Annotated in this window: 21 protein-coding genes; 15 read left to right on the top strand and 6 right to left on the bottom strand. The window is 49.8% G+C overall.

The window, feature by feature from the left end:
• The first annotated feature begins 174 nt into the window (after nucleotides 1-174).
• Entirely contained in the window at nucleotides 175-1,440 is a 1,266-nt protein-coding gene (locus tag ABEW34_RS09355) for a purple acid phosphatase family protein (protein ID WP_430157424.1), read from the top strand.
• 74 nt (nucleotides 1,441-1,514) lie between these two features.
• Here ABEW34_RS09355 and ABEW34_RS09350 read toward each other — a convergent pair whose 3' ends face one another.
• Nucleotides 1,515-3,041: a sensor histidine kinase gene (locus ABEW34_RS09350; RefSeq protein ID WP_430157422.1), complete on the bottom strand. Its 1,527-nt coding sequence runs from the start codon at nucleotides 3,039-3,041 to the stop codon at nucleotides 1,515-1,517.
• Nucleotides 3,038-3,721: a response regulator transcription factor gene (locus tag ABEW34_RS09345; RefSeq protein ID WP_430157420.1), complete on the bottom strand. Its 684-nt coding sequence runs from the start codon at nucleotides 3,719-3,721 to the stop codon at nucleotides 3,038-3,040. Before ABEW34_RS09345 ends, ABEW34_RS09350 begins: the two co-directional genes overlap by 4 nt.
• Nucleotides 3,722-3,825: 104 nt before the next feature.
• Between ABEW34_RS09345 and ABEW34_RS09340 the strand changes: the two genes are divergently transcribed.
• The gene (locus ABEW34_RS09340) at nucleotides 3,826-3,927 is read left to right on the top strand and encodes an S-layer homology domain-containing protein (RefSeq protein WP_430158537.1); all 102 of its coding nucleotides are present in this window, start codon (nucleotides 3,826-3,828) and stop codon (nucleotides 3,925-3,927) included.
• A gap of 165 nt (nucleotides 3,928-4,092) precedes the next feature.
• A complete protein-coding gene (locus tag ABEW34_RS09335; RefSeq protein WP_430157417.1) occupies nucleotides 4,093-6,612 on the top strand; it encodes a glycosyltransferase family 39 protein in 2,520 nt (839 codons plus the stop codon).
• Nucleotides 6,613-6,730: 118 nt separating this feature from the next.
• Here the strand turns inward: ABEW34_RS09335 and ABEW34_RS09330 are convergent, their stop codons facing one another.
• Nucleotides 6,731-7,594 (bottom strand): VOC family protein, encoded by an 864-nt coding sequence (locus ABEW34_RS09330; RefSeq protein ID WP_430157415.1) that lies wholly within the window; start codon nucleotides 7,592-7,594, stop codon nucleotides 6,731-6,733.
• A gap of 278 nt (nucleotides 7,595-7,872) precedes the next feature.
• On the opposite strand from ABEW34_RS09330, the gene ABEW34_RS09325 reads away from it, so the two are divergent.
• Entirely contained in the window at nucleotides 7,873-8,037 is a 165-nt protein-coding gene (locus ABEW34_RS09325; RefSeq protein ID WP_172455568.1) for a hypothetical protein, read from the top strand.
• A 181-nt stretch (nucleotides 8,038-8,218) separates the two neighbouring features.
• Here ABEW34_RS09325 and ABEW34_RS09320 read toward each other — a convergent pair whose 3' ends face one another.
• Nucleotides 8,219-8,995, bottom strand: coding sequence for a Cof-type HAD-IIB family hydrolase (locus tag ABEW34_RS09320; protein ID WP_430157412.1), 777 nt, complete (start codon nucleotides 8,993-8,995; stop codon nucleotides 8,219-8,221).
• A gap of 236 nt (nucleotides 8,996-9,231) precedes the next feature.
• Between ABEW34_RS09320 and ABEW34_RS09315 the strand changes: the two genes are divergently transcribed.
• The gene (locus ABEW34_RS09315) at nucleotides 9,232-10,161 is read left to right on the top strand and encodes a manganese-dependent inorganic pyrophosphatase (protein WP_430157410.1); all 930 of its coding nucleotides are present in this window, start codon (nucleotides 9,232-9,234) and stop codon (nucleotides 10,159-10,161) included.
• Nucleotides 10,162-10,340: 179 nt separating this feature from the next.
• Here the strand turns inward: ABEW34_RS09315 and ABEW34_RS09310 are convergent, their stop codons facing one another.
• Nucleotides 10,341-10,826, bottom strand: a complete 486-nt coding sequence (locus tag ABEW34_RS09310; RefSeq protein ID WP_430157407.1) for a C40 family peptidase — start codon at nucleotides 10,824-10,826, stop codon at nucleotides 10,341-10,343.
• Between the two features lie 1,030 nt (nucleotides 10,827-11,856).
• Here ABEW34_RS09310 and ABEW34_RS09305 point away from each other — a divergent pair.
• The 6 genes from ABEW34_RS09305 to ABEW34_RS09280 all read left to right on the top strand — a co-directional run bounded on the left by ABEW34_RS09305 (nucleotide 11,857) and on the right by ABEW34_RS09280 (nucleotide 19,091).
• Nucleotides 11,857-12,417, top strand: a complete 561-nt coding sequence (locus ABEW34_RS09305; RefSeq protein WP_430157404.1) for a MarR family winged helix-turn-helix transcriptional regulator — start codon at nucleotides 11,857-11,859, stop codon at nucleotides 12,415-12,417.
• Complete coding sequence (locus ABEW34_RS09300) at nucleotides 12,411-14,138, top strand: ABC transporter ATP-binding protein (RefSeq protein WP_430157401.1); 1,728 nt, start codon at nucleotides 12,411-12,413, stop codon at nucleotides 14,136-14,138. The genes ABEW34_RS09305 and ABEW34_RS09300 overlap by 7 nt, the downstream gene beginning before the upstream one ends.
• Complete coding sequence (locus ABEW34_RS09295; RefSeq protein WP_430157398.1) at nucleotides 14,135-16,018, top strand: ABC transporter ATP-binding protein; 1,884 nt, start codon at nucleotides 14,135-14,137, stop codon at nucleotides 16,016-16,018. The genes ABEW34_RS09300 and ABEW34_RS09295 overlap by 4 nt, the downstream gene beginning before the upstream one ends.
• A gap of 252 nt (nucleotides 16,019-16,270) precedes the next feature.
• Nucleotides 16,271-17,761, top strand: a complete 1,491-nt coding sequence (locus ABEW34_RS09290; protein ID WP_430157395.1) for an alpha-N-arabinofuranosidase — start codon at nucleotides 16,271-16,273, stop codon at nucleotides 17,759-17,761.
• Nucleotides 17,762-17,798: 37 nt separating this feature from the next.
• Nucleotides 17,799-18,095: a hypothetical protein gene (locus ABEW34_RS09285; protein ID WP_430157393.1), complete on the top strand. Its 297-nt coding sequence runs from the start codon at nucleotides 17,799-17,801 to the stop codon at nucleotides 18,093-18,095.
• 60 nt (nucleotides 18,096-18,155) lie between these two features.
• Complete coding sequence (locus tag ABEW34_RS09280) at nucleotides 18,156-19,091, top strand: family 43 glycosylhydrolase (RefSeq protein ID WP_430157390.1); 936 nt, start codon at nucleotides 18,156-18,158, stop codon at nucleotides 19,089-19,091.
• Between the two features lie 150 nt (nucleotides 19,092-19,241).
• Here ABEW34_RS09280 and ABEW34_RS09275 read toward each other — a convergent pair whose 3' ends face one another.
• Entirely contained in the window at nucleotides 19,242-21,296 is a 2,055-nt protein-coding gene (locus tag ABEW34_RS09275; protein ID WP_430157387.1) for a beta-galactosidase, read from the bottom strand.
• A 145-nt stretch (nucleotides 21,297-21,441) separates the two neighbouring features.
• Between ABEW34_RS09275 and ABEW34_RS09270 the strand changes: the two genes are divergently transcribed.
• The 4 genes from ABEW34_RS09270 to ABEW34_RS09255 all read left to right on the top strand — a co-directional run bounded on the left by ABEW34_RS09270 (nucleotide 21,442) and on the right by ABEW34_RS09255 (nucleotide 26,324).
• Entirely contained in the window at nucleotides 21,442-22,281 is an 840-nt protein-coding gene (locus tag ABEW34_RS09270; RefSeq protein ID WP_430157384.1) for an AraC family transcriptional regulator, read from the top strand.
• Between the two features lie 123 nt (nucleotides 22,282-22,404).
• Nucleotides 22,405-23,514 carry a GerAB/ArcD/ProY family transporter gene (locus ABEW34_RS09265; RefSeq protein WP_430157381.1) on the top strand — a complete coding sequence of 370 codons (1,110 nt, stop codon included), beginning with the start codon at nucleotides 22,405-22,407 and terminating at the stop codon, nucleotides 23,512-23,514.
• Between the two features lie 96 nt (nucleotides 23,515-23,610).
• On the top strand, nucleotides 23,611-24,732 hold the full coding sequence (locus tag ABEW34_RS09260; RefSeq protein WP_430157378.1) for a GerAB/ArcD/ProY family transporter: 1,122 nt from the start codon (nucleotides 23,611-23,613) through the stop codon (nucleotides 24,730-24,732).
• Between the two features lie 92 nt (nucleotides 24,733-24,824).
• Complete coding sequence (locus ABEW34_RS09255) at nucleotides 24,825-26,324, top strand: spore germination protein (RefSeq protein WP_430157375.1); 1,500 nt, start codon at nucleotides 24,825-24,827, stop codon at nucleotides 26,322-26,324.
• Nucleotides 26,325-26,329: the final 5 nt, after the last annotated feature.

Below are 26,329 nucleotides of genomic sequence, written 5' to 3'. Positions count from 1 at the left end.
TTGTAAAGCTATTGTAAATTTAGATGCTGATGTGAAAATGAGTGCCCGCTGAAAGATTGCTGAATGCCAGCTGAGAGATTGCTGAATGCCGGGTGAAACGTTTGACTCCCCTTATGCGGGAGCGTTATCGTAAAAGGCAGCACAGGTATGAACTTCACGGGAAAGGAGATTAAGATGAAAAAAGAATGGATATGGATTTTGGCCCTTTGCCTTGTACTATTGCTCGTTGTTGCAGGAATAGAGTGGCTGAAATCGGAGGGGACAACAGAAAAGGCTGCTGGGAAGCCTTACGCTATCGTTACAACCTTTAAGGAGGATGCGGCCACGAGCCGCGCATTTACTTGGTTCACCGATAATCTGCAGTCAGGAACGGTAATTGAATGGGTCGAAGGAATGGATGCGGGGAAATTGTCAGGCGAGGGTGAGGGCACGCAGGTCAGTCGTCTAGAGGGGAAGACAGCAACGCTGGATACAGGCAATGGCGCAGTAAGAGGGGTGCATAAGCTGGAGCTTACGGGGCTGTCGCCGGGTACAGCCTATACGTACCGCGTGGGCGACGGGAGCGAGAGCGGCTGGAGCGAAGCGTTCCATTTTATGACGGAGGCGCAGGATGCAGATCCTTTCACATTTATTAATGTGACGGATTCGCAAGGCATAACGGAGCAGGATTTTGAGCTGTGGGGAAATACGCTGGATCAGGCGTTTCGCACATTTCCTGGTGCGCAGTTTATTGTGCATAACGGCGATTTAACGGAAAATCCGGATGATGAAATCGCGTGGCAAAACTTTTTTGGCAAGGCGCAGCAGTGGGTAACACGCTTTCCGCTTATGCCCGTGACAGGCAATCATGACGAGGTTGATAACAACGCAGATGAGTTTGTCTCCCATTTCAATTTGCCAGAGAGTGGGGCGGACGGCTCCATCGTAGGTACGACGTATTCGTACGACTACGGCTCTGCTCACTTCATCATGCTGAACACGGAATCGAACAAGAAGGAGCAGACCAAGTGGCTGGAGAAGGAATTGGCAGTTACAGACAAGCGCTGGATTATCGTATCGGTTCATCGTGGTCCCTATGCCGGCAATCAATACGAGAAAATCGATGATTGGGTTAAGCTGTTTGACAAATACGGGGTTGATCTCGTGCTTCAGGGGCACAATCATGAATATGCAAGATCATATCCGCTGAAGGATGGCAAGGTGACGGGGGATGGAGAGGGTGTCATCAGCACAGCAAGCGGCACCGTCTACGTCGTAACTAACGCAGCGGGGCAGAAGTTTAATGAGAAGAAAGAGGATCAATTTTATCATAAGGTTCATTTTCAAAATAATAAGCAAATGTTTGCCGGTATTACCATCGAAGGAGATAAGCTGACATACGAGGCTTATGATGTGGATGGCCACAAGCTGGATGCGTTCGTGCTGCAAAGTGAAAAATAAAACAGGGTGTCCCCGCGGCCAGATTGTGGCATTGTGGGGCACCCTGTTTGCTTATATGCTTCGAATAGAACAAGCTATACGTCCGCCAATGGCAGCTTGACGGTGAATGTACTGCCTTCGCCGACGATGCTGGCCGCCTCAATTGTTCCGCCATGCGCTTCAACGATGGACTGCGTAATCGAAAGCCCGAGGCCTGCTCCGCCGCTTAGGCGGGTGCGGGAAAATTCACTGCGATAAAAACGTTCAAACAAATGGGGGATATGCTCAGGATGAATGCCCGTTCCATTATCGGTAATGGAAATGGCGGCATAGGCTCCGGTTTTAGCGAGCTTTAGCGATATTTTTCCCTGATTGGCATCGGTATGCTGGACCGCATTTAAAAATAAATTGAGCACCACCTGCTTTAGCTGATCTGGATTGCAGCACCCGCTGATGCTCACATCAGCATCCATTTGCACCTCGCGCTCTCCGCCCAAAATATGCAGCTGCAGCTCCAGCTCATGAATGAGATTGCCAAGGTTCGTATCGACCTTAACGAGCTCTGGCGCCTGATCAAGCTTGGCTAGCAGCAGTAAATCCTCGACCAGCTTGTTGATGCGCGTCGATTCCAGCTTCATGCTCGTTAAGGCACGGTGCAGCTGCTCCGGATTTGAAACGGCACCGCGCAGCAGCACCTCCAGAAACCCATGAATAGAAGTGAGCGGTGTCCGCAGCTCATGCGAAGCGTCGGCAACAAAACGCCGCATCCGTTCCGTTGTTTGCCGCTCCGTCTCGAAGGAGCTTTCCAGTCGGCCGAGCATGCCGTTGAACGCTTCCGAAAGCAGATCGATTTCCTGCTGTCCTTGCGATATAGGAAGCCGCTCTGTGAGATTGACGGCATCGGTACGTTGGGCTGCTTTCACGATACGCGACAGCGGCGTAAGCGTCTTGCGCAATATTGGCAAATACAGCGATAGGCCTCCTGCCAAGGCAAGAATAGACAGCCCAGCGAAAATCGTGAGCTGATACGCAAGTACCGTTTGCAGCAAATCTGTGTCGTTGCCTGCTTGAATGAGTCCAACTGGCGAATCCGGCGGTCCGGCCAGCCGAAAGACGACAAGCTGCTGTGCGCCTTCGCTGTTTTTGAGCAGCTGGTAGTTGACATCGTGATGGTTTTTCAAATCTTCTAAAATTTTCATGTATTCCGCTTGACTAAGCTCTGGTGTCCAAGTTTCACTGCTAATCGTCAGTACCGTCCGTTCTCCTGTGTTGCTAACATAGGCAAGAGATAACCTTGGCTGAGTAATCGCAGGCATATTGCTTAGGCTCTCCGGCGATGCTGCAGATGTGGCATCATCCGGTGCTACATAACCGTTATAGGGAAATTTTTTTGGGTATGCGGGTATGTTGTCCATATGCCACAGGGGAGGCATCGCCTGAATTTGCGCTTCCAATGCCTCGGCGCGATTATGATAAATAAAGTCCTTCGCTAAAATGTGTTGCAGCGTTCCAATTAACAGAAGCAGCCCTGCCAGTACGAACAGCGAACGGCTAAGCAGCTGATAGCGCAGCGATTCGGGCTTTAGTAGGCGAAGCAGCAGCGGAGCTTTGCGGTCCGTCATGGCAAATCCATGCGGTAGCCAGAGCCGCGCAGCGTGCGAATAAGCCGGTGCTCCTTGTCCTGCAGCTTCTCGCGCAGTGAACGGATATACACCTCAACGATATTTTCCTCGCCGCCAAAATGATAGCCCCATACTTTGTCCAAAATAAGCGCCTTGCTCAGCACTATGCCGTTGTTCATTACAATAAATTTCAGCAGCTCATATTCGGTTGGCGACAGCTCCAGCGCTTGATCTATGTAGGATAGCTCCTTGCGCAGATCGTCGATGCGAAACGGGCCGTATACGACTTCCCCGAGCAAATTCGGAAACTGGTTGCGAAGCCTCGCTTGAATGCGGGCAAGCAATTCCTCAAAGCTGAACGGCTTAATGACATAATCGTCAGCACCAATGCGCAGCCCTTTCACGCGATCCTGCGTTTCATCTTTGGCAGTCAGCATAATAATGGCGATATTATCTCCCGTTGCTTTAAGCGCCTGGCAAACATCAAAGCCGTTCATTCCCGGCATCATCACATCCAAAATGACAACATGGGGCCTAAAGTCGCTAGCGACCATAATCGCTTCCTCGCCATTGCTGGCTGTCCGTACATCCGCGCCTTCATTCAGCAAGCCAAGCTCCAAAAACTGCACGATATGCGGCTCGTCATCAACAAGCAGCAGCTTAATTCCTTTTACCGACATTGTATCATCTCCAGTTTTGCAAACGGTTGCTTCTCACCACGGGCGATCTCATGAAAAAGTCTACCATGTTTGCAAATCTTGTTCAAACCTAGCATAGCCCTGCGATTAGAGTCGAAGGGGACGCGCAGGGCATGTTTAATCCCAATCAAGAGGTAACCCGAGCGGAGTTTGCGGCGATTCTAATCCGCGCTCTGGGCCAAGTTTAGATAAAACCTTTTTTTCGCTGTCCCTCAGCCTTGCTTTTATTGTTCCAATTATATCATTTCTGTTTTTTAAGCTCATTTTCAGCTTTGCTTCATTCGATTTTCAGGGAAAAGGCGCACAATCTCTCATAGTGAAGCAAGAGACGGAAGCGAAAGGGCGGCTGAGCCATGGCAGTAATAAAAAAACAGCGCGTGGATGCAATATTAATGGTATGTATCCTCGTATCGGCATTTTTAAATGGATTTTTAATCTGGACAGATGACCATGTCAATACGTATTACACGACTACGGTCGCAAGCATGCTGCAAAGCTTCCACAATTTTTTCTTTGCAACCGTAGATTCTGGAGGCTTCGTAACCGTTGACAAGCCGCCAGTCACGTTCTGGGTGCAGACGGCTTTTGCCTATGTGCTGGGCCTGCATGGCTGGAGCGTGATTTTGCCCCAAGCGCTGGCGGGTATTGGCTCGACGATTTTGCTGTATGTGCTGCTAAAACCGTCCTTTGGTCTTACGGCAGCACGGATTGGAGCAGCAGCGATGGCAACGATGCCGGTTGCGGTTGCCGTGAGCCGGACGAATAATATCGACAGCATGCTCGTTTTTACGCTGCTGCTTGCGGTATGGCTGTTATTCCGTGGAACGAAGCAGGGCAAGGCGCTTTGGCTGATAGGCGCTTTTGCCGTCATAGGTGTCGGATTTAATATGAAAATGATGGAAGCCTACATGGTGCTTCCAGCGTTTTATTTATTTGCTTTAATGGCGTGGAAGGGAAAATGGTTTAAAAAAATCAGCCTGCTGGCAGGAGCGACCGCCATTATGCTCGTGATTTCCTTGTCCTGGGCGGTAACAGTTGATTCTATTTCGACAGATAGTCGGCCCTATGTGGGCAGCAGCCAGACAAACTCCGTGTTGGAGCTGGCTTTCGGGTATAACGGACTTTCAAGGCTGACTGGAAATCGCGGAGGCGGTACCAGCTCGATGATGGGGCCGCAGCAGCTTCCAGCGGTTGGAAGCACTGCTTTTGCCCAGACGAATATTGTAAATAGCTGGTTCAGCGGCAATGTGCCAGGCGGGAATCGCAGCATCGCGGCTGTAGAGCAGGATGGGCAGAAGGCGAGCGGCGATGGTGGCAGCCGCCGTGGTGATAGCAGTCAGGGCGCGTATATCACTAACAATAACAATAATGGCGGCGGAGTCGGGAATTTTGGCAATGGCAGAGGAAATGATGGCGGAGCCGGTGGGTTCTCAGGAGTTGCCGGGGGAGACGCTGGAGCCGGCGGTTTTAACGGCGGCCCTGGTGGCGGTATGGACGGCATAGGTGGTCGCGGCGGCGGTGGCTCAGGCGGCATGTTTGGAACAGGAACGGCAGGGCCGCTTCGTTTATTCCAAGCCGAGCTGTCCGGTCAAGCAAGCTGGTTTTTGCCTCTTGTATTTGTAGGCTGCGTGGGCATACTGGCCAGCATCCGCAGACGGAATATGACGATGAAGCATAAGGAAGCGTTGTTCTGGCTGGCGTGGCTGGTACCGGTTATGGCCTTTTTCAGCGTCGCAGGTTTTTTTCATCAATATTATTTAATTATGATGGGATCTCCGATTGCCGCGCTGCTTGGAGCAGGCTGGAGTGAGCTGTGGAGTCAATACCGCAGCAAAAAGGGCTGGCTCAGCTGGCTGCTGCCGCTCGGTATTGCAGCAACAGCTGGGTTCGAATGGTACATTATGCATCCATTTGACGCGACAATTGGCAGCGGGTGGTCGCTTGCCGTGCTAGTTGGCGGAATGGCAGCAAGTTTGCTGCTCATTGGAAGGCGGATAGCGAAGCAGAATCAGGTGAAGTCATTAATAGGGCACAGTAGTGGTGGCACAGAAGGGGATGAAGCAGGTGCGGATGCTGGCGCAGATAACGAGCTGTATGGCGGCAAGCTGCCGTATGAGCAGGGCGGATATTTGACAGCGTATGCTGGCGTTCAAAACGGAGAGCATGCGGCGAGCCGTCGAAAAATTTGGCAGCAGCCAGCCGTAAATCTGATTGTGCTGCTCGGGCTGCTTGTGCTGTTCATTGGTCCGGCTTACTGGGCGGCAACACCTATCGTATACGGGCAGAGCAGCCAGCTGCCGGAGGCAGGGCCTGATCAGACGAATGCCTCTTCTCGCGATGAGCCGCTCAATGAAGCCGCGCTTGCTTTTTTGAAGGCGCACAATACAGGCGAGAAGTATCTGTTTGCGACGAACAGCTATTCGACCGCAGCGCCGTATATTATCGATTCCGGTGAAAATGTCATTATACTCGGCGGTTATTCCGGCTCCGATCCCGTCCTGTCTGTAGACCGGCTGAAGGCGCTCGTGGCCGCAGGGGAATTGAAATATTTCCTCGTTTCGCAAGGCGGGCGCGGGGGCAGCAATAATAATGAGCTGACGCAGTGGATTACTTCCCATGGCAAGCAGGTTGAATCCAGTGAATGGCAGAAGACAGCTGGAGGCGAGGATGTGGCGGATAACAGCGATATAGCTAGCAATAATAGCGGTGGCTTCAACAGCAGTAATTCTAGCGCTGAAAGTGGCGGCGGTAGTAATGGATTTTTTACTGATCGAAATAGTGACAATAGCTTCCGCGGCTTTGGCGGAGGCGGCAGCAACATAACGATTTATGAGGTAACGCCGGAAGCTGCACTTTTGAGCGGCAACGAATAAGTATGGCTCTTATATTGAAATGGAGCTAAATGCTTCAGTAGAAAAAGCAAAAAGCCACGCAATACCACATGCCAGTGGTTTTGCGTGGCTTTTGCTGTAGCTGCTGCTTGCTGGCCTATTATTCGGCCACTGCAAGCTTAATCCGAATGCTGGAAGGATCGGTGGCAAAAACAACGCCGTCCGACTCATTAAGTGCTGTTCCCGCTTCCCTCAGCCTGCTTATAGCTGTAGCCCGTTCCGCTTGATTCGGATAGACGATGGTGAAGTAGTTCAGCCCAGTAGTCCTGGCAGCTGGTGCAGGGGCGCCAATGCCGGCCCAAATGTTAAGCCCGATATGATGGTGGTAGCCTCCGGCTGAGACGAACAACGCTTTGAAATCGGTGTAGTCGCCTACGATATCAAAGCCGAGCAGCCCATTGTAAAAGGCGCGGGCAGCCGGTATGCCATTAATATGAAGATGAATATGCCCAATTATTGTGCCGGGTGGCAGTAGTGTAGCGGCAGCCGGATCGGCAGCGGCAAGAAGTCCGTCCCAATCGACGGGGTTGCTAGCCATAACGTAATCGCCATTGTCATCTTTTTTCCACTCCGAGCGTGGTCTGTCTGCATAAATTTCAATGCCATTATTGTCAGGGTCCGTGATATACAGCGCTTCGCTGACGAGGTGATCGGCTTGACCGATATGAATGCCGGAGGCGATTAACCGGGCGAGTGCTGCGCCGAGCGCTCCACGATTAGGCAGCAGCAGGGCGTAGTGGTAAAGGCCAGTCGTCGTTCTGCGTTCGGAGACGATTGCATTTGGAATCTCTTCCAGCTCAAGGAGTGTGTTGACGCCGTCAACCGTAAGACGGGCAACATTGCCTCGCTGCTCAAGCACCTGCAAGCCAACAACCTCCTGATAAAATGGCAGCGAACGTTTCATATCGCTAATGTTCAGCTTTACTGTCCCGAGTACAGTATCGGCATTTATACTGTAGGTCATGTGTAATTCCTCCTATATTAAGTTAATTACTATTTGTAACAAACTATATTTTACGAACTAACTTTTGTCAAGTTTAATATCAGTTTAAAACTCATTGTCAAATATGACGTATTATTGACTAATTGATGGTGAACTGTGGTTCTAATGTCATATATATGTTAGAGTAGTGATAAGGCCTCTTGAACAAAGAGGCCTTAATGATTAGAGGGAGGAAGACAGCATGGCAATACGGCATGGATTAGAGCTTCATAAAACGCATACAGGAGGCGAAATTTATTATGAACCTTAGCGGTGGGGATCACAGAAGAACACGTTCCAGCAACCCTTTTTTGTATTTGTTTTTTAAATGGATTTCTTTAACCTCATCGGCAGTTATTGTGCTGCTGTCCTTGTGGTGGCTCATTCAATTTTTGTTTCAAAGCACCGTAGTAGAAGAGCAATAAGCGGAAATAAGGCCAGTACGTTTTGCCAGGCTGACCTGCGTGAGTATGTCTAACATTAGGAAAGTGATTGGCTGAACGTAAACGGCAGCTAATTCCAAATATATCAAAAGAGGTACAGCTGACGCTTCGAACCGTTAGCTGTACCTCTTTATTTTTTAATGAAATGGCTATAGTGGCGTTATTACTTCAACAAGCCGGCGTGACGCAAGCCACCCCGAATGCCATTTTCACTCACATGGGTCGTTACGTAATCAGCGAAGGGCAGCAGCTCCGGATGGGAGTTGCCCATGGCGATGCCTAGTCCGACAGTTTCGAGCATTTCCTTGTCGTTTAGTCCGTCACCGAAGGCAAGTGCTTCCTGCGCCGTCAGTCCCAAATGCTCCAGCAGCGCAGCGATGCCAAGCGCCTTGGAGCCATCATTCGTAAGGACGTCCATCGCGAACGGATGCCAGCGAATATAGCGCAAGCCTGGGATGACATCGGTGTACAGATGTTCGTCCTGCGGCTCGCAGTGCAGGAAAATTTGATAAATGTCTGCTTTTTCCCAATAGCTTGGATCGTAGCCCGGCTGTGCCACGCGCAGCGACGTTACGGAGTCGAACACCTGCGGATGCGCTTCAGCATTGGAAAAGAATGCGTCATGGCCTTCAAAGACGAGGGAATGGTTATGAAGTCCGGCATGCTCAACAAGCGCCTTGACATCTGTGCGCGGAATGGGATTGTGGTATACGGGAACGCCATTGTACACGACGTATGCGCCGTTCAGGCTGACGAAGGAGTTAATCGCAAGCTTCTCGGCAATATCCTTGAAAAAATAAGGCGCGCGTCCCGTCGCAATGACAGCCTCGACGCCCTGCTCCTGAATTTCACGAATCGCATCAATCGTATCTTGGGGAATTTGTTTTTCTTCATCTAATAATGTGCCATCAATATCAAAAAACGCAATTTTATAACTCATCTTTTGTAAGTCTCCTGTTCTGTCTAGTTGATGTGGTAACTCGGCAGCCGAATGTTCTATACCCCTTATACCATTCGCTTCTGCTTTTAAGCAAGCTTATTTGAGAATTGTTTGCAAAAATCTCTGTAAGGGCATAGGTATATACTTCATTATATTATATAATCAAATGTGGGAAAAACTTATTGGGAAATGCGGCCTGCCGCAAACCCAAATAAAAGAACTAAGGAGACAGTAAAATGGCAAAAACATTTATTTTCGGGCATAAAAATCCGGATACGGATACTATCTGTTCTGCGATCGCATATGCTGATTTGAAGGCTAAGCTGGGCTTTGACGTTGAAGCGGTTCGTTTGGGTGAAATTAGCGGTGAAACGCAATATGCGCTGACCCATTTCAAAGCAGAAGCTCCCCGTCTTGTAGAAACAGTAGCTAATGAAGTGGAGACCGTTATTCTCGTTGACCACAATGAACGTCAGCAAAGCGCAGCAGATATCGATCAAGTTCGCGTGCTGGAAGTTATCGACCACCATCGTATTGCGAATTTTGAGACAAGTCACCCGCTATACTATCGCGCTGAGCCTGTAGGCTGCACAGCTACGATTTTGAATAAATTGTACAAAGAAAACGGCGTAGCTATCGAGCCACAAATCGCAGGTCTGATGCTGTCTGCAATCATTTCCGACTCCTTGCTGTTCAAATCGCCAACTTGCACCGAGCAAGATGTAGCGGCTGCTAAGGAGCTTGCTGCTATCGCTGGCGTTGATACAGATGCATACGGTCTGGAAATGCTAAAAGCAGGAGCAGACGTACGCGACAAATCGATCGCTCAGCTGCTTTCACTTGATGCGAAAGAATTCCAAATGGGCAGCAGCAAAGTAGAAATCGCACAAGTTAACGCGGTTGACACAAACGATGTACTGGTTCGCCAAGCGGATCTGGAAACAGCGATTAACGCTATCGTCTCTGAAAAAGGCTTGAACCTGTTCCTGTTCGTCGTAACTGACATTTTGAACAGTGATTCTGTAGCGCTTGCTATCGGCAGCGCAGCAGGTGCAGTTGAGAAAGCGTACAATGTAACGCTGGCTGACAACAAAGCCGTTCTGAAGGGCGTAGTATCCCGAAAATCGCAAATCGTTCCTGTATTGACAGAAACGCTCAGCAAATAAGTGTAATGACGTAAGGCCGCCCCCTGAATCAGCCTGATGCTGAAGAAGGAGCGGCTTTTTTTATTTGGAGGAGCACTGAAACGGCAATGATAAGCAAAAACGTCCTGAACGGATTAGTGTTCAGGACGTTTTTGCTTATATAGGGGTTTGCTTGTAGAGCGCTATAGCTGCGTTGCGAACTAGGATTTCAATACACGGCGTGCTGTCACGTAGCGCTTATGCCAGTAGGACTCGCCAAGGCTGCTGATCGTTACGCCCGTGCTGGTGGCACTGTGCAAAATTTTGTTGTCTCCCGCATAGATAGCCACATGGCTAATGCCTCTGCCGCTCGTATTAAAGAAAACAAGATCGCCTACACTAAGGTTCTCCTTAGCTACTTTGGCTCCAACGGATGCTTGGGAGGAACTGCTGCGTGGCAGCGAAACGCCCATGGCATCGAATATATACTGGGTAAAGGAAGAGCAGTCAAAAGCGTATGTAATGCCTGCTGGGGCTCCATATTTATAGGGGGTTCCGATAAACTCCTTGCCGGAGTCGATTAATTGAAGGGAAGTTTCAGTTGCGGCATGTGCCTGGTTGCCTGAAGCGAATGTGAAGGCTGTCAAACCAATACTTGCGCATAAGCTCAATTTGATGACGGAGCGAAAAAAGTTTCTCTTAATCATAATGGTGTGATTCCTTTCGTTGTACGATTCGTTTTGGCTAAAAACACTATACCACACCGAAAAATGAGCCTTTTCTCATGATGAGAGCGCAAAGGAAGGGGAAATCGTATTGTTTGGTGTTTATGAGAAGTTAATGAGAATTTATTCATTTATGTTTGAAACGTAAATGGGGGTGTAAAGGTCGCTGCACTGCGTGAAGGGGTTGGGGCTCGATCGCCATTAGCCTTGGATTTCTATTCAGTTATTTCCACCCTATAGGTAGAAATCCAAGGCTAAAAGCGAACGCTCCGCTTCTTACTCCCCACCCCTTCACTTCGCTCCGCTTCCCCACCCCCCACTTAAAATTTAAAAGCCTAAACCAAATCGCAAAGATGAGAAGAACAAAAGCCCAAAGCCCAAAGCCCAAAGCCCAAAGCCCAAAGCCCAAAGCCCAAAGCCCAAAGCCCAAAGCCCGAGTTCAAAGCCGTATGCTAGATGTGTATGCAAACATATACAGATTCTAGTGGAGGAAGAGGCCGGCTAATCGCCCTCTCCCTTTCCTCTTGGGAATGTCACCCCCCATGAATGTGAAATGCATACCGAAAGCTAGCTTCATACTCTCCGTTTTAGATTTCATTTATTAAAAAAATGATCGACTTGGTGGACACAGGAGCGCGATAGCGGATCTCCTGTCCGCTTACGCCTGATTATCGGATTAAAAGCTGGATTAGCGGAATCTCAGTCCTCCAAACTAGGAGTGGGCACCCAAGCCGAACGATATCAGCAACTATCGAACGCTTCGGTTCTCAAATCTGAACCGTCAGATGAGATGGAACGCGGATAAGCTCTAAGCAAACAGGAGGTCAACTCTGGTTTGCAAACAAACGCTAAAAGCTTGAAAATGGGTTATTGACAGCCATTTAATTAGCGCTTTATAATTAGGTAGCCTATTATTTTAGTTATAAGATAATCATAAGAAAAATAATTAATGGGAAAATAATTGGTAGCCAACATGAAAGGGCAAAGAAATATAAATGAAAGGAGGGCTCTTTTGGAACATAACAAAATTGATACAAGCAATAAGAGCAGCAAAGACAAAACAGACGACACAAGCAAAAAATGCAATGCAACGGAACATAGCGAGCAAATTACGAATGAATTAATTGGTGTGTTTCGCAGCTTTCATCGACTCAATTGGCGGCAGAAGCCTAATCCAGGCGGAAAGTTTAGCGAGATGCAGGTACTGATGTGCATCAAGCGCGGTTCTATGAAGGCGCAGGATAAGCCGGGGATGAAAATCTCGGTCATCAGCCGCCTGCTCCGGGTAACATCTCCTACGATTACTCAACTGGTCAATGGCATGGAGGTGAATGGACTCGTGCAGAGAAACGCTGATCCCGATGACCGGCGGGCCGTTCGTATCTCGCTGACTGAGGAAGGGGAACGCATTGCGGAGAAGGTCATTGCCGATTTTATGAATCGAATGGCAGGACTGGCTCAATACTTGGGAGAGCAGGATTCCCTTGAGCTGATTCGGATTTTATCCAAATCATTTGAATATTTTGATGAACTTAATGAGTCTGAACTAACGGGGGATGAGCAGCAATGTTAAAGTTATTCCGCTTTTTAAAGCCGTTTCGCTGGCTGATAGCCGCGGTGCTTGTGCTTGTTTTTATTCAGTCGCTGTCTGATTTATATCTCCCCACCCTAATGGCCGACATCGTCGATGATGGAGTAGCTAAAGGAGACACTCCGCTTATTTGGAAAATCGGCTCCTTTATGCTGCTCATAGCGGCAATAGGAGGCATCAGCTCCATTGGTGCCAGCTATTTTTCGGCAAAAGCCTCAGCGAGCTTCGGGCGCCTTGTGCGGGAGAAGGTGTTTGGGCATGTGCAAAACTTCTCGCTGCAGGAGTTTGACAAAATCGGCACAGCCTCGCTTATTACGCGTACAACGAATGATATTACGCAGGTACAGCAAGTATTGATGATGATTTTGCGCATGATGGTGATGGCGCCGATGATGTGCATCGGGGGCATTATTATGGCCGTGTCCAAGGATGCGAAGCTGTCGCTTGTGTTGGTTGTCGCACTGCCTGTGCTCGCTGGCGCGATTTTGCTCGTCGTCCGCAAAGGAATTCCACTGTTTAAAATGATGCAGGTTCGGATCGATAAGCTGAACTTGGTGCTGCGCGAAGGACTGACAGGCATTCGGGTTATTCGCTCATTTGATCGAACAAATTATGAAAATAAAAAATTTGACGCTGCCAACAGCGATCTGACCGAAACGGCAATTAAAGTGAACAAAATTATGGCGGTAATGATGCCGCTTATGATGCTCGTCATGAATTTATCTACAGTGGCAATTATTGCCATCGGCGGGCTGCGCATCGAGAATGGCGATATGGAAGTCGGCTCATTAATGGCTTTCATCCAATATGCGATGCAAATTATGTTCTCGCTTCTGATGTTATCGATGATGCTTGTTATGGTTCCTCGTGCATCAGCATCGGCAGTGCGTATTAATGAAGTGCTAGACATGGTGCCGGATATTGCGGACAGCGCCAGCGTCAAGAACACAGGCTCGCGCAAGGGGTACATCGAGTTCCGTGATGTGACATTCAGCTACCCGGGAGCCGAGCAGCCCGCTTTATCGAATATATCGTTCAAGGCGGCGCCTGGTGAGGTGACGGCTATTATTGGAGGAACAGGCTCAGGCAAGTCGACGCTTGTTAATTTGATTCCGCGCTTTTATGATACGGCGAGTGGCAGCATCATTATTGACGATGTGGATATAAGGGAGCTATCCCAGGAAACGCTGCGTGAAAAAATCGGCTTTGTGCCGCAAAAGGCCGTTTTGTTCACTGGCACGATCGCCGAAAATATCCGCTATGGCAAAGAAAATGCGACCGATGAGGAAATGAAGCACGCTGCAGAGGTGGCGCAGGCAGCAGAATTCATTGGCACGATGAAGGAAGGATATGGCGCAAGCGTATCGCAGGGAGGAAATAATCTTTCCGGCGGCCAAAAGCAGCGCCTTTCCATTGCTCGGGCACTCGTGCGCCAGCCAGAAATCTATGTGTTCGACGACAGCTTCTCGGCGCTCGACTTTAAGACGGATGCGAAGCTGCGTGCCGCCTTGCGTGAGGAAACGGTAGATTCGACGGTGCTGCTCGTTGCCCAGCGGGTAAGTACAGTGCTTGATGCCGATCGCATCATCGTACTAGATGAAGGACACCTAGCGGGAATCGGGACGCATCGGGAGCTAATGGAGTCTTGTGATGTATACCGGGAAATCGTTTATTCACAGCTTTCGGAGGAGGAAATTGCATGAGTGAGCAGAAGCAGAATTCCCCGCAAAGGCCGAAAGGAATCGGCATGGGTCCTCCAGGAATGGGTATGATGATGCCCCCTCAGAAGGCGAAGGATTTCAAGGGTACCTTGAAACGGCTGGCTGCCTACTTGAAGCCGCATCGCACAAAGCTTGCGCTAGTGCTGCTGACCGCGATTTTAAGTACCGTATTCAGCATTGTCAGCCCGAAAATGATGGGGCATGCGACAACGAAGCTGTACGAGGGTGTAATGGGAATAGCCCAAGGCGTGCCGGGTGCACATATTGATTTTGATGCCATTAATACGATTCTGCTGACGTTAGTCGCGCTGTATTTGATCAGCGCCGCATTTGGCTTCATTCAGCAGTATTTAATGGCTGGCGTCGCGCAGAAAACCGTCTACGACCTGCGCAAGGATGTAAATAATAAATTTGCGCGCTTGCCGCTGAAGTTTTTCGATTCTCGCTCCAACGGCGAGGTGCTGAGCCGGGTCGTCAACGATGTGGACAATATCAGCAATACGCTTCAGCAGAGCTTGACGCAGCTCATCACGTCCTTCATTACCCTAGTCGGCGTCATCGTTATGATGCTGACCATCAGCCCGCTTCTAACGCTGATCGTGTTCTTGACGATTCCAGCAAGCCTTCTTGCAACGAAGGCGATCGCCAAGCGTTCGCAAAAATATTTTGCGGGACAACAGGCGGAGCTCGGACGCTTGAACGGACATGTCGAGGAAATGTACACGGGGCACAAAATCGTCAAAGCATTCGGCCATGAGCGCAAATCGCTGGATGAATTTAATGAAATGAATGAAAAGCTGTATGATTCCGGCTGGCGCGCACAATTTGTGTCGGGCATCATTATGCCGATTATGAGCTTCATCAGTAATATCGGCTATGTGCTTGTATGCGTCATCGGCGGTTTGCTGGTTACGAGAAATGCGATAAAAATCGGTGATATTTTGGCATTTATTCAATACACAAGACAGTTTACAATGCCGATTACGCAGCTTGCCAACATTGCGAATATTATTCAATCTACAATCGCCTCCGCAGAGCGGGTATTTGAGCTGCTGGATGAAGAGGATGAGGTACCCGAGACGAAAAATGCTAAAGCAATCAGCAAGCCAGCTGGCGCCGTTCGCTTCGAGCAGGTGGATTTCGGCTACAAATCGGATGAGCCGCTCATTAGCGGGATGAATATTGATGTTAAGCCAGGTCAGACCGTCGCCATAGTCGGTCCGACCGGAGCGGGCAAGACGACGATGATTAATTTGCTGATGCGCTTCTATGAACTGAATGGCGGCCGCATAACGATTGATGGCGAGGACATTACGGCGCTTCAGCGCAGAAGCCTGCGCCAGGTGTTCGGCATGGTGCTGCAGGATACGTGGCTGTTCAATGGCAGCATTCGAGACAACATCGCCTATGGACGCGAGAATGCTGCGGAGGAAGAGGTGTATCAAGCAGCAAGGGCGGCGCATGCAGATCATTTCATTCGGACGCTTCCAGAAGGCTATGACACGATTCTGAACGAGGAAGCATCGAATATTTCTCAAGGGCAGAAGCAGCTGCTTACCATTGCCCGTGCCATTTTAGCAGATCCATCGATACTAATCCTTGATGAAGCGACGAGCAGTGTCGATACGCGTACGGAAATTATTATCCAGCGGGCGATGGGCGAGCTGATGAAAAATCGCACCAGCTTTGTCATTGCCCACCGCTTGTCGACGATTCGCGGCGCTGATCTGATTTTAGTTATGAACAACGGTTCTATTATAGAGCAAGGAAGACATGAGGAACTGCTGGAGCAGGGCGGATTCTATGCCGATCTGTATAACAGCCAGTTCACGGGCAAGCGCATAACAAGCGAAGTTGTATAAGGCTTGAAGCAGAAAGCTTCTCCATCCGAGCGAGGATGGAGAAGCTTTTTTTAGTTTCACGTTACAGTCCGGATAGACGGGTAGGCGACAGATTTAGGGCGGCAGCGGGCAATGACGTAAGCGTTTACGTTTTTCCGATTTATTTTTCAAAAGAGGGTTGATAATTGCGTTTGGATTGTTTATGATGAAGTTAAATTAATGTTATCAATAAACGATTTATATTTTTATTAATTCATTTAGGGGGCTATAACAATGAGCAATCAAATTACAATTAATGCAGACATTGCTAAAGGTACGATTAACCGCAATATTTATGGACATTTCTCCGAGCATTTGGGACGTTGTATTTATGAAGGCTTCTGGGTTGGCGAGGATTCGGTCATTCCAAATACAAAGGGCATTCGCAACGATGTTGTGGAAGCGCTCAAAAAATTGAATATTCCGGTGCTGCGCTGGCCGGGCGGCTGTTTTGCCGATGAATATCACTGGAAGGACGGCATTGGCCCAAGCGAAGAGCGCAAGCGCATGATCAATACCCACTGGGGCGGCGTAGTTGAAAATAACCACTTTGGCACACATGAGTTTTTGCTGCTTTGCGAACAGCTCGGCTGCGAGCCTTATATTTCCGGCAATGTAGGCAGCGGAACGGTGCAGGAGATGTCCGAGTGGGTTGAATATATGACCTTCGACGGCGTATCGCCGATGGCGGAGCTGCGTGAGAAAAACGGCCGCGAGAAGCCGTGGAAGCTGAAATATTTTGGCGTCGGCAATGAAAACTGGGGCTGCGGCGGCAATATGCGTCCGGAATATTATGCGGATTTGTACCGCCGCTACCAGACTTACGTTCGCAATTATGGCGACAATGAAATTTATCGTATTGCCTGCGGCCCGAACGTCGACGATTACAAGTGGATGGAAGTGCTGATGCGGGAAGCTGCGAGCAAAATGGATGGCATCAGCCTCCACTACTATACCGTTCCGAAGGATTGGCAGGACAAGGGAGCAGCTACCGGCTTCCCAGAGGACGAGTGGGCTCTTACGCTTAGAAAAGCGTTGTGGATGGAGGAGCTTATTACGAAGCATTCGGCAATTATGGATCAATATGATCCAGAGAAGCGCGTGGGCTTGATCGTCGATGAGTGGGGCACATGGTTCAATACTGAGCCGGGCACAAACCCAGGCTTCCTATACCAGCAAAATTCGATTCGCGATGCGCTCGTTGCCGGCCTTACGCTGCATATTTTCCACGATCATTGCGACCGTGTACAAATGGCAAACATTGCGCAAATCGTTAACGTGCTGCAATCGGTTATTTTAACAGAAGGGGAAAAAATGCTGCTGACGCCTACCTATCATATTTTTGATATGTTTAAGGTGCATCAGGATGCAGAGCTTCTGGATACGCATACGTCTAGCGCCCGTTACGAGCATGGCGACGAAAAGCTGCCGCAAATTTCTGTATCGGCTTCCAAAGCGGCAGATGGCAAAATCCATATCAGCTTGTGCAATCTGGATCATAGTGCCGAAGCGGATGTATCCATTGCGCTGCGCGGCTTGACACAAGGCTTGAAAACAATGAAAGGTACGGTGCTGTCGGGCACGGCCATTGACTCGCATAATACGTTTGAGCAGCCAAATGCAGTAGAGCCAGCCGCATTTACAAGCTTTACATGGGATGGCGCACAGGTATCCGCAAAGCTTCCAGCGATGTCGGTTACGGTGCTTGAGCTGATCGAGCAATAATCAAAGTTATGGTTAGAATGCAAAGGAGGCGGACGGCATGAAGCCGGGCATGGACAGGAGTGCGAGAAACTGCAAAGGCTGTGATGACAGCTATACAGTCACAGAAGCGCAGATCCAGCGAATTTTGGCTGCGCCGATGTTTCAGTCGTCCGAACGCTGCGTGGACGATGAAGTGTACGCAGCGCGCCTTCGGGAATGCGGCAGCTGTCCGAAGCTCATGAGCGGGACAACCTGCACGGTTTGCGGATGTATTGTGCAAATCTCCGCTAAATATAAGGAAAAAAGCTGTCCGAATCCAAATGATGTCAGGTGGCGCTCTGTTGCAAGCCATTAACCATTGACAGCAGCTGATTATTTTAGAAGGATAACAGAGCTTGCCGGGAGGAATAAGCAGATGAAGGCGCCATTATTCAGAGATCCAATCTTTGACGGAGCGGCGGATCCGGTCGTCATTTATAATCGCGAGCAGCAGGAATGGTGGATTATTTATACGAATCGCCGTGCTACGGTGGAAGGTCCAGGCTTTGCATGGGTGCATGGCACGGATTTAGGCGTCGCATCTTCCGCAGATGGCGGCCGCAGCTGGAATTACCGGGGAACGCTGACGGGGCTGGATATTGAATGGGGACGAAATACATTTTGGGCCCCGGAAATCATTTGGCATAATGGGCTTTACCATATGTACGTCAGCTATATTCAAGGTGTGCCCGATGATTGGGCTGGCCATAAACGGGAGATTTTCCATTATACAAGCACTAATTTGCTCGACTGGACGTTTGTATCCAATGTGCGTCTCAGCTCGGATCGAGTCATTGATGCCTGCATCTATGAGCTGCCGGATGGCAGGTTCCGCATGTGGTATAAGGATGAGGCGCACGGCTCGTTCACTTACGCTGCCGACAGCAGCGATTTGTATAGCTGGAAAGTGGTTGGTCCTGTCATAACGGGGCGAGGGCATGAAGGGCCGAATGTATTCCGGCTGCAAGGCTCATATTGGATGATCGTTGACGAATGGCGGGGACAAGGCGTTTTCCGCTCGGATGATTTGGAGAGCTGGGAGCGAAACAACTTGATCTTAGATAAGCCCGGCCAGCGTGAGGATGACGGGACCATTGGCTTGCATGCCGATGTCGTGGTCCAAGGCGAGCAGGCTTATATTTTCTATTTTACCCATCCGGGCAGACGGGGCGATTGGGAGGCACCAGGTCAGGTGCCAGGGTACCATACGCGTCGAAGCTCCATTCAAGCAGCCAAGCTTGAGGTGAAGGATGGCAAGCTGGTCTGTGACCGCGATGCAGAGTTTGAACTGGCGCTGAAGGCGGAAGCGTAGTAGTGAGATGCGATTGACATTTGCTAGATGCCTTCTGCTTATGGCAAGGCTAAAAGAACAGCACCCCGAATCTTCCTCAGCGGATGAGGCGGATAGGGGTGCTGTTTGCTTTAGGTTATATTTTTTGAACGCAGTCTAGCCTAAGGTCATTTAGGTCAATATAAGCACGCCATAAGGCTCCAGCACGACTGAGCCTTGAAGCGCATCGCCGCTGATAAGGTCGGTGCGTGGCTCGCTGAGAGTAAGCTCGGCAGCTTCCTCCGCATAGTTGAGGAGGAAATAGAGCGGCCCAGCCTCACCCTCGCGAATAGTCAGCTCCACCTGCTCTGGCAGGGAAAGCCAATTGGCAACAGGCGATGACAAGCCGAGCAGGCCAATCACATGACGAGCTGCTGCCTCATTGAATACAGCGCCGTAATACCAAGCTGAGCCTGTCCCAACGGCATTGCGGGTAACAGCGGGCTTGCCTGCATAATAATCGGAGGCATATTCGCCAATGATTTCGACGGTATCGCTTTCGACTGCGAGTACATCATTGAACAGATCCGCCGTAGTTGCTTCGCCGCCTCCTTGCTTCCACTGGATCGTTGCCGGCTTGCGCGTACCTTTAATTTGTGTAAACTCCTCGACGGAAATGCCGACAAGACCTGCAGCAGCGCCAGGGAATGGACGCATGTAGCAGTGACCGTGCTCATCCTTGTAGCCCGTGCGGCAGCCGAATATAATTGTGCCGCCGCTTTCGGCATATTGCTGCAGCAAAGCAGCTGTTTCATCCCGCATAATCGCCGGATGCGGATAGACGAGCACGCGGTAGCGCTGCAGATCAGCAAGCGTTGTGACATTTCGCATGTAAAGAACATCACTTGGAATATGCTGGTGCTGCAGCGCCTTGAACCATTCCTTGCCGCTTTTCCAGGAGAACGGGCCGTGCCAAACATCGTATTCGCCATCCCACTCATTGTCATAATCGCGTACGAGGGCAACCTCCGCCCGGTTGCGCGTACCGACAATGTGCGGACCGGCCTTGGCAAGCTCAGCGCCGATTTGCGCTGCTTCACGAAGGCGGCGGTTCGGTCCATTATGGTAGTCGTTTAGGCCATGCCAATAGATTTCATTGCCAAAGGCTGCCGTTCTCCAGCGGAAATAAACGACCATATCTGCGCCATGGGCAATGGATTGGTACGTCCACAGGCGCATTTGACCCGGCTTCGGCGAAGGCATATCCATGCGGTTCACCCAGCCGCCTGGACCAGCCTGCTGCTCCATAATGCAGAAATTCGGCGAAATGGAGCGGGTTGTAGACAGCGTCAGGCTCCAGCCGCGATCGAGCAGCGGGTTTTCCTCATTTTTGTCATAGTTAATGGTGGAAAACTGCGGGTAGGAGTCGTAGCTGAAAAAGTCCAGCAGCTCGTCCGTCATCCGGTGGCTGTCGAGATGGCCGAACAAGCCATTCGTCGTTACCCACTGCTTGGGCGCTGCCTCGCGCAGCACCCTGGCCTGCACTTCGGCGTAAGAAATGGTGCTGTCGGATATAAACCGCTTCTCATCCAAAGCCTGATGCGGATTCGGCTGTCTTGGCGCCGCAGTTGGGCGCGGAAGAAAGACTTGCTCCCAAGCGGAATACGTCTGATTCCAAAAGACAGCGCCCCAAGCCTCATTCAGCTTGCCGAGCGTAACGTATTTGCGCTGCAGCCATTCTCGAAAAGCCAGATGGTCCGCTTCCGAATAAAATTCGGAAATTTCACAATTGAATTCATTGTCGATTTGCCAGCCAACGACGGCCGGATGATCGCAGTAATGCTCCGCCATTTGGCGAGCAATGCGAGCGCTCAGCTCCCGATATTTGGGACTGTTATAGTTGGTGTGGCGGCGCAGCCCATGCTGAAGCGTGACCCCATCAAAGGTTACGTTGAGCACCTCGGGATACTTGAACGTCAGCCATGCAGGCGGCGTTGCTGTAGGGGTGCCGATAATGACCTTCAGCCCATGCTTATGAGCCAGGTCCATGACTTTGTCAAACAGATCAAATTGGAATACGCCTTCCTCGGGCTCGAACACCGACCAGGCAAATTCGGCTACCCGAATGATCGACAGCCCCATTTCCTTCATCCGGCGAAGATCATCATCCCATAGCTCCTCCGGCCATTGCTCAGGGTAATAGCAGACGCCAAGGGCAAACTCATTTATTGGGTTTACGTGTGTCATAAAGGTTATACCTCCATAGAAATAATAATAAATTGCTATCTATCGGTTATTTTATTATTGTAGAATCAGTATTTCAGTGCGTATATACTATTATATTGTGATCGATATGAAAATATTGCGCTCTTTGGCGAAAAGGAGCTAATCGATGCGTACCTACTATCAATTGCCCGAGCCGGCTGCTGGGCATTATGTCTGTTATCCGGATTCAGTCGGCCGCTATAATGATTTTCCCCAGCATAACGAGCGGCGGGCCGCAGGGACTATAATTACCTATAATTTGCATATTGTCTGCTCTGGAGGCGGCTATGTGATGAAGGAGGGGCAGCGCGTCAGCCTAAAGGCGGGAGAAGGCTTCTTATATCCTCGGGGAGCTTTCCAGCATTATGGAACCGATCCCGAGCAGCCATGGGATGTGCGCTGGGTTCATTTTATGGTGCCGATAGAGCTTATGCTGCTGCGGGCAGCGGATGCTTCCAGCGTGTGGCTGTTTGCCGTATCACAAGCTTCGCTTGCGCGTTTTATTGAGCTGACAGAGGAGATGTACGAGTTGTGCGGCAGTTTCGAGACGAGGCATGAGCCGCGCATGTCAGCGCTTCTATATGAGCTGCTGGCGGAGCTTGCCCATAATTCGGAGCGCCTGGAGCACGATGCACTGCCACTTATTACCAAAAATGCAATTCGTGAAGCGGCAGACCTTATACGCAGCACGAGCGGACAAGCGTGGACGCTGCCGGAGATGGCGGCGCTGTGCGGCTACAGCCCGTATTATTTTTTGCGGCTGTTTCGGCAAGTCATGGGGCGTACCCCGCAGCAATATTTGACCGCCTGTCGTATCGCGGCGGCCAAAAGCCTGCTTGTCGCGACCAAACTGCCTGTCAGCGAAATCGCCAGCCGGACGGGATTTTCCCAATCCAGCTACTTCATACGCGTTTTTCGCAAAGCGGAACACGTCTCCCCGAAAGCTTACCGCGAATTGTACAGCTAGCCTGCCCAGCTGGTTTTGCCTATCTTGCCCTGCCCCGAGCATGTTGGATAATTATTCATCCCTGTGGACAAAATGGAATACGGCAGCAAGCCGACATTTTAAGCACGAAGCGGGTGAAGCAGCATGCAGAAAGAACAGCCATCGATAAGCGCAAGGCAGCTGGCTATTCTCGTTATTTATTTTATCATGGGCGATATGCAGCTGTTTTTACCTTCCCTTACGGCTGAATTCGCAGAGGAAGCCGCCTGGATGTCCGGGTTAATTGGTCTGCCCATCGGGCTTGGCATGGCCTGGTTTATATACAGCCTCAGCAAGCATTTTCCAAATATGACGCTCATCGAAATCAATCATCAGGCTTTTGGCAAACTAGCTGGAAGCCTCGTTTCGCTGCTGTTTCTGGCGATGATGTTCAACACCTCGATTATCCAAATTCGGGAAATCGGTGATTTTGTCACCACACAAATATTGATTGAGACGCCAAATATCATGATCTGCCTCCTAATGATTTTTCCATTAGCGATCGCGATACATGGGGGGATTAGGGCGGTTGGCCGAGTGGGCGAAACGATATTTCCCCTATTTGTATTGTTGTTTGTACTGCTCCTGCTGATGCTCCTGCCGAGCTTGACGCCCACAGAGCTTTTTCCGATCTGGGGTGCGGGCGCTGCGGGAATTATGAAGGGTTCATTATTTTTTGTGGGTTTTCCTTTTTGCGAGCTGTTCGCGTTTTTGATGATTTTTCCGAATGTTGTTCAGAGCAAACACCGTGCCCGTGACTATATGCTCGGGGTTTTAACAGGAGGGCTAGCCATTTGGATCATGGTTTTGCTGTGCTTGCTAGTACTTGGAACTTACATAACCCAACATACCTTCTATTCCCCGTACATTATGTCGAAAAAAATCAACATCGGCAACTTCGTCCAGCGGATGGAGGCAATATTTGCGATCAGCTTCATTATTACCGCCTATTTTCGCAGCCTGATCTACGGATATGCCTTCGTTCTGGGCATATCGCAGTTGTTCAAGCTTCGAGATTTTCGAATATTAACGGTTCCCTTCGCTTTTATGGCGCTGGGTTATTCCTACATGGTGACGCCAGGAATTGTGTTTCTTAACATCCTGGCCGTGCCGTGGGTGCTCTGGATTTTGACTTATTCGCCGGGGCTGCTGCTGCTCGGCTGGGGATTTGCAAAGCTGCGGGGCAAGCTGCCCATGAAGGAGACGACCGAATGACCGACAGCAGCCAGGCATCCATTTATGGATAATTCAACATCTTGCTGGACAAAATGGATGACGGTTATATTTCAATGGCAAAGCGGGTGATAAGAAATGCAGCAACATCAAAAGATTAGCGTCAGGCAGCTAGCCATCCTCGTTTTATTTTTCATTATCGGCGATATGCAGTTGTATTTGCCCCCTTTGACAGCTGCTTATGCGAAACAATCGGCCTGGATGTCGGGGATAATTGGCCTGCCGTTTGGTGTTGGAGCCGCTTGGTTTATTTTCAGGATCAGCAAACGTTTCCCCGGGAAAAGCTTAATCGATATCAATAATCAGGCATTTGGAAAAATAGCCGGAGGGCTTTTATCGCTTGTATTTCTTGCCATGATGTTCAATACGTCGATTACACAAATACGGGAAATTTCCGATTTCATAACGACGCAAATGATGGAGGAGACTCCCCAACTGGTCATTTACCTGTTGATGGTTTTGCCGATTACGCTTGCGCTGCGTGGTAGTATCACAACGATTGGGCGGCTAGGAGAGGTGATCTTCCCGCTTTATTCCGCTTTGTTTATTTTACTCATCATTTTGCTAATTCCAAAAATAGATTTGACCCAGCTGCTGCCGATCGAGTTAACGGGATTCCCGGGCATCGTGAAGGGGTCGCTTTTTTTTATCGCGTTTCCCTATTGCGAGCTTTTCGCCTTTCTGATGATTTTCCATAGCGTAGAGGAAAGCGAGCACAAGACCCGTGATTATTTACTGGCTGCTCTCATAGCCGGTATGGCCATTTGGGTCATTATTGTGATGTGTATATGCGTTCTGGGCGTTTTTGCTACGGAAATTACCGTATATTCACCTTATGTGATGGGGAAAAAAATCAATATTGGCGACTTTGTGCAGCGCCTGGAGGCGGTGCTGGCAATTGACTATATCATTTCCACTTATTTTCGAAGCCTTATCTATGGTTATGCTTTTATACGGGGGTTGCAGCAGCTGTTTAAGCTTCGAGACCATCGGTTTATGCTGTGGCCATTCGGGTTTCTTATCGTCGGCTATGCTTATTTTTTAGCACCGGGCATCGTTGCTTTTGTGCAATTTGATGTGGCATGGCTGTTCTGGGTGTATACTTACTCGCCGGGGCTGCTGCTGCTAAGTTATATAGCAGCTCGGCTCAGGCAGGGCTGGAGCAAGAAGCGGGGGGCCAGCATGAAGCAGGAGAAATAATCACGCTTCGAAATTTCCAATTCCAAGGCATAATCAGCAGTCTGATTGGACAATATATGCAATTATGTGCAGGTTTGGGAGGTGGAGTCTGGATGAGCGTTTCTGTGGTCAAGCGGCTGGATCGTAAATTAATGAGCAATCTCTCGTTCATCAGAGCCAGCCTTGGCAACAGCCAGGATCTCGTGATTAAAGAAATGAATAATGACATTGGGATGCAAGCAGCTCTTGTATATATGGATGGCTTAACGGATTCCACTGTCATTCATCATGTCATACTAGATTATTTTATGTCTGAGGAGCAAACGTCGAGCTACAAAAACGGCAATAGGCTATTATATTTGAAAAATGCGGTGCTGGCGGTAGGTGAGGCCGTAACGATCAGCGAATGGGACCCGTTATTTTATCAATTGCTGTCCGGCTGGGCTGTGTTGCTATTGGAAGACTGTTCAGAAGCGATTTGTGTAGCCGCAGAGGGCTGGAAGGATCGCAACGTCAGCGAGCCTACCTCGCAGGTTGTCGTCAGGGGTCCAATGGAAGCTTTTACTGAAAATATTGTAACCAATAGAGCACTCATCCGGCGGAAAATCAAAGACCCGCAGCTGTGGACAGAAGGCATGGAAATAGGCAAGATTACGAAAACCTCTGTATCCATTATGTACCTTCGCAATATAGCAGATGAGAAGATCGTCGCGGAAGTGAGAAAGCGGCTTGGTGAAATCAATATCGACGGGATTTTGGAGAGTGGCTATATTGAGGAGCTGATCCAGGATACCGCCTTGACTCCCTTTGCTACGATATACAATACCGAACGGCCCGATACGATTGCTGGCGGTCTGCTGGAAGGCCGAGTTGCGATATTGGTAGATGGTACGCCCTTTGTGCTGCTGGTGCCGGCGCTGTTTATTCAATTTTTCCAATCAGCGGAAGATTATTATCAGCGGGCGGACATCAGCACCTTGCTGAGGATGCTGCGGTTTGTTGCTTTTATGATCACGCTGCTAGCTCCATCGCTTTATATCGCCATAACGACCTTCCATCAAGAAATGCTTCCAACCAGCCTGCTTATAAATCTGGCGGCTCAGCGCGAGGGTGTGCCATTCCCGGCCTTTATTGAAGCGCTGGCGATGGAGCTGACCTTCGAAATATTGCGGGAAGCTGGCGTGCGAATGCCGAAAACCGTTGGACAAGCGGTATCGATTGTCGGCACGCTCGTGATTGGACAGGCTGCCGTAGACGCGGGCATCGTCTCGGCGGCGATGGTTATTATCGTGTCCATTACGGCGATATCGAGCTTTGTTATACCGGCAACGAGCATGTCGATATCGGTACGGATGATTCGATTCGTCCTAATGGGACTTGCCGCTTCCTTTGGCCTGTTCGGCATTTTGCTAGGCTATATTTTGCTCGTCCTGCATTTGAATAGTCTGCAGTCGTTCGGCATTCCTTATATGCAGTCGTTTTCCCCATTCGTATGGAGCAATCAGAAGGACACGCTGTTCCGGCTACCCTGGACGAAAATACGAACCCGCCCTGTTGGCACCGGAGAGAAAAATTTGGTTCGGCAAAGGCCAAGGAGCAAATCAAAAACTTAGGAGGA

The sequence above is a fragment of the Paenibacillus algorifonticola genome (assembly GCF_050481745.1).
In the GTDB taxonomy this organism is placed as follows: Bacteria; Bacillota; Bacilli; order Paenibacillales; family Paenibacillaceae; genus Pristimantibacillus; species Pristimantibacillus algorifonticola_A.
Note: the sequence above shows the minus strand (reverse complement) of the source record. Positions and strands in the feature narration are given on the sequence as shown.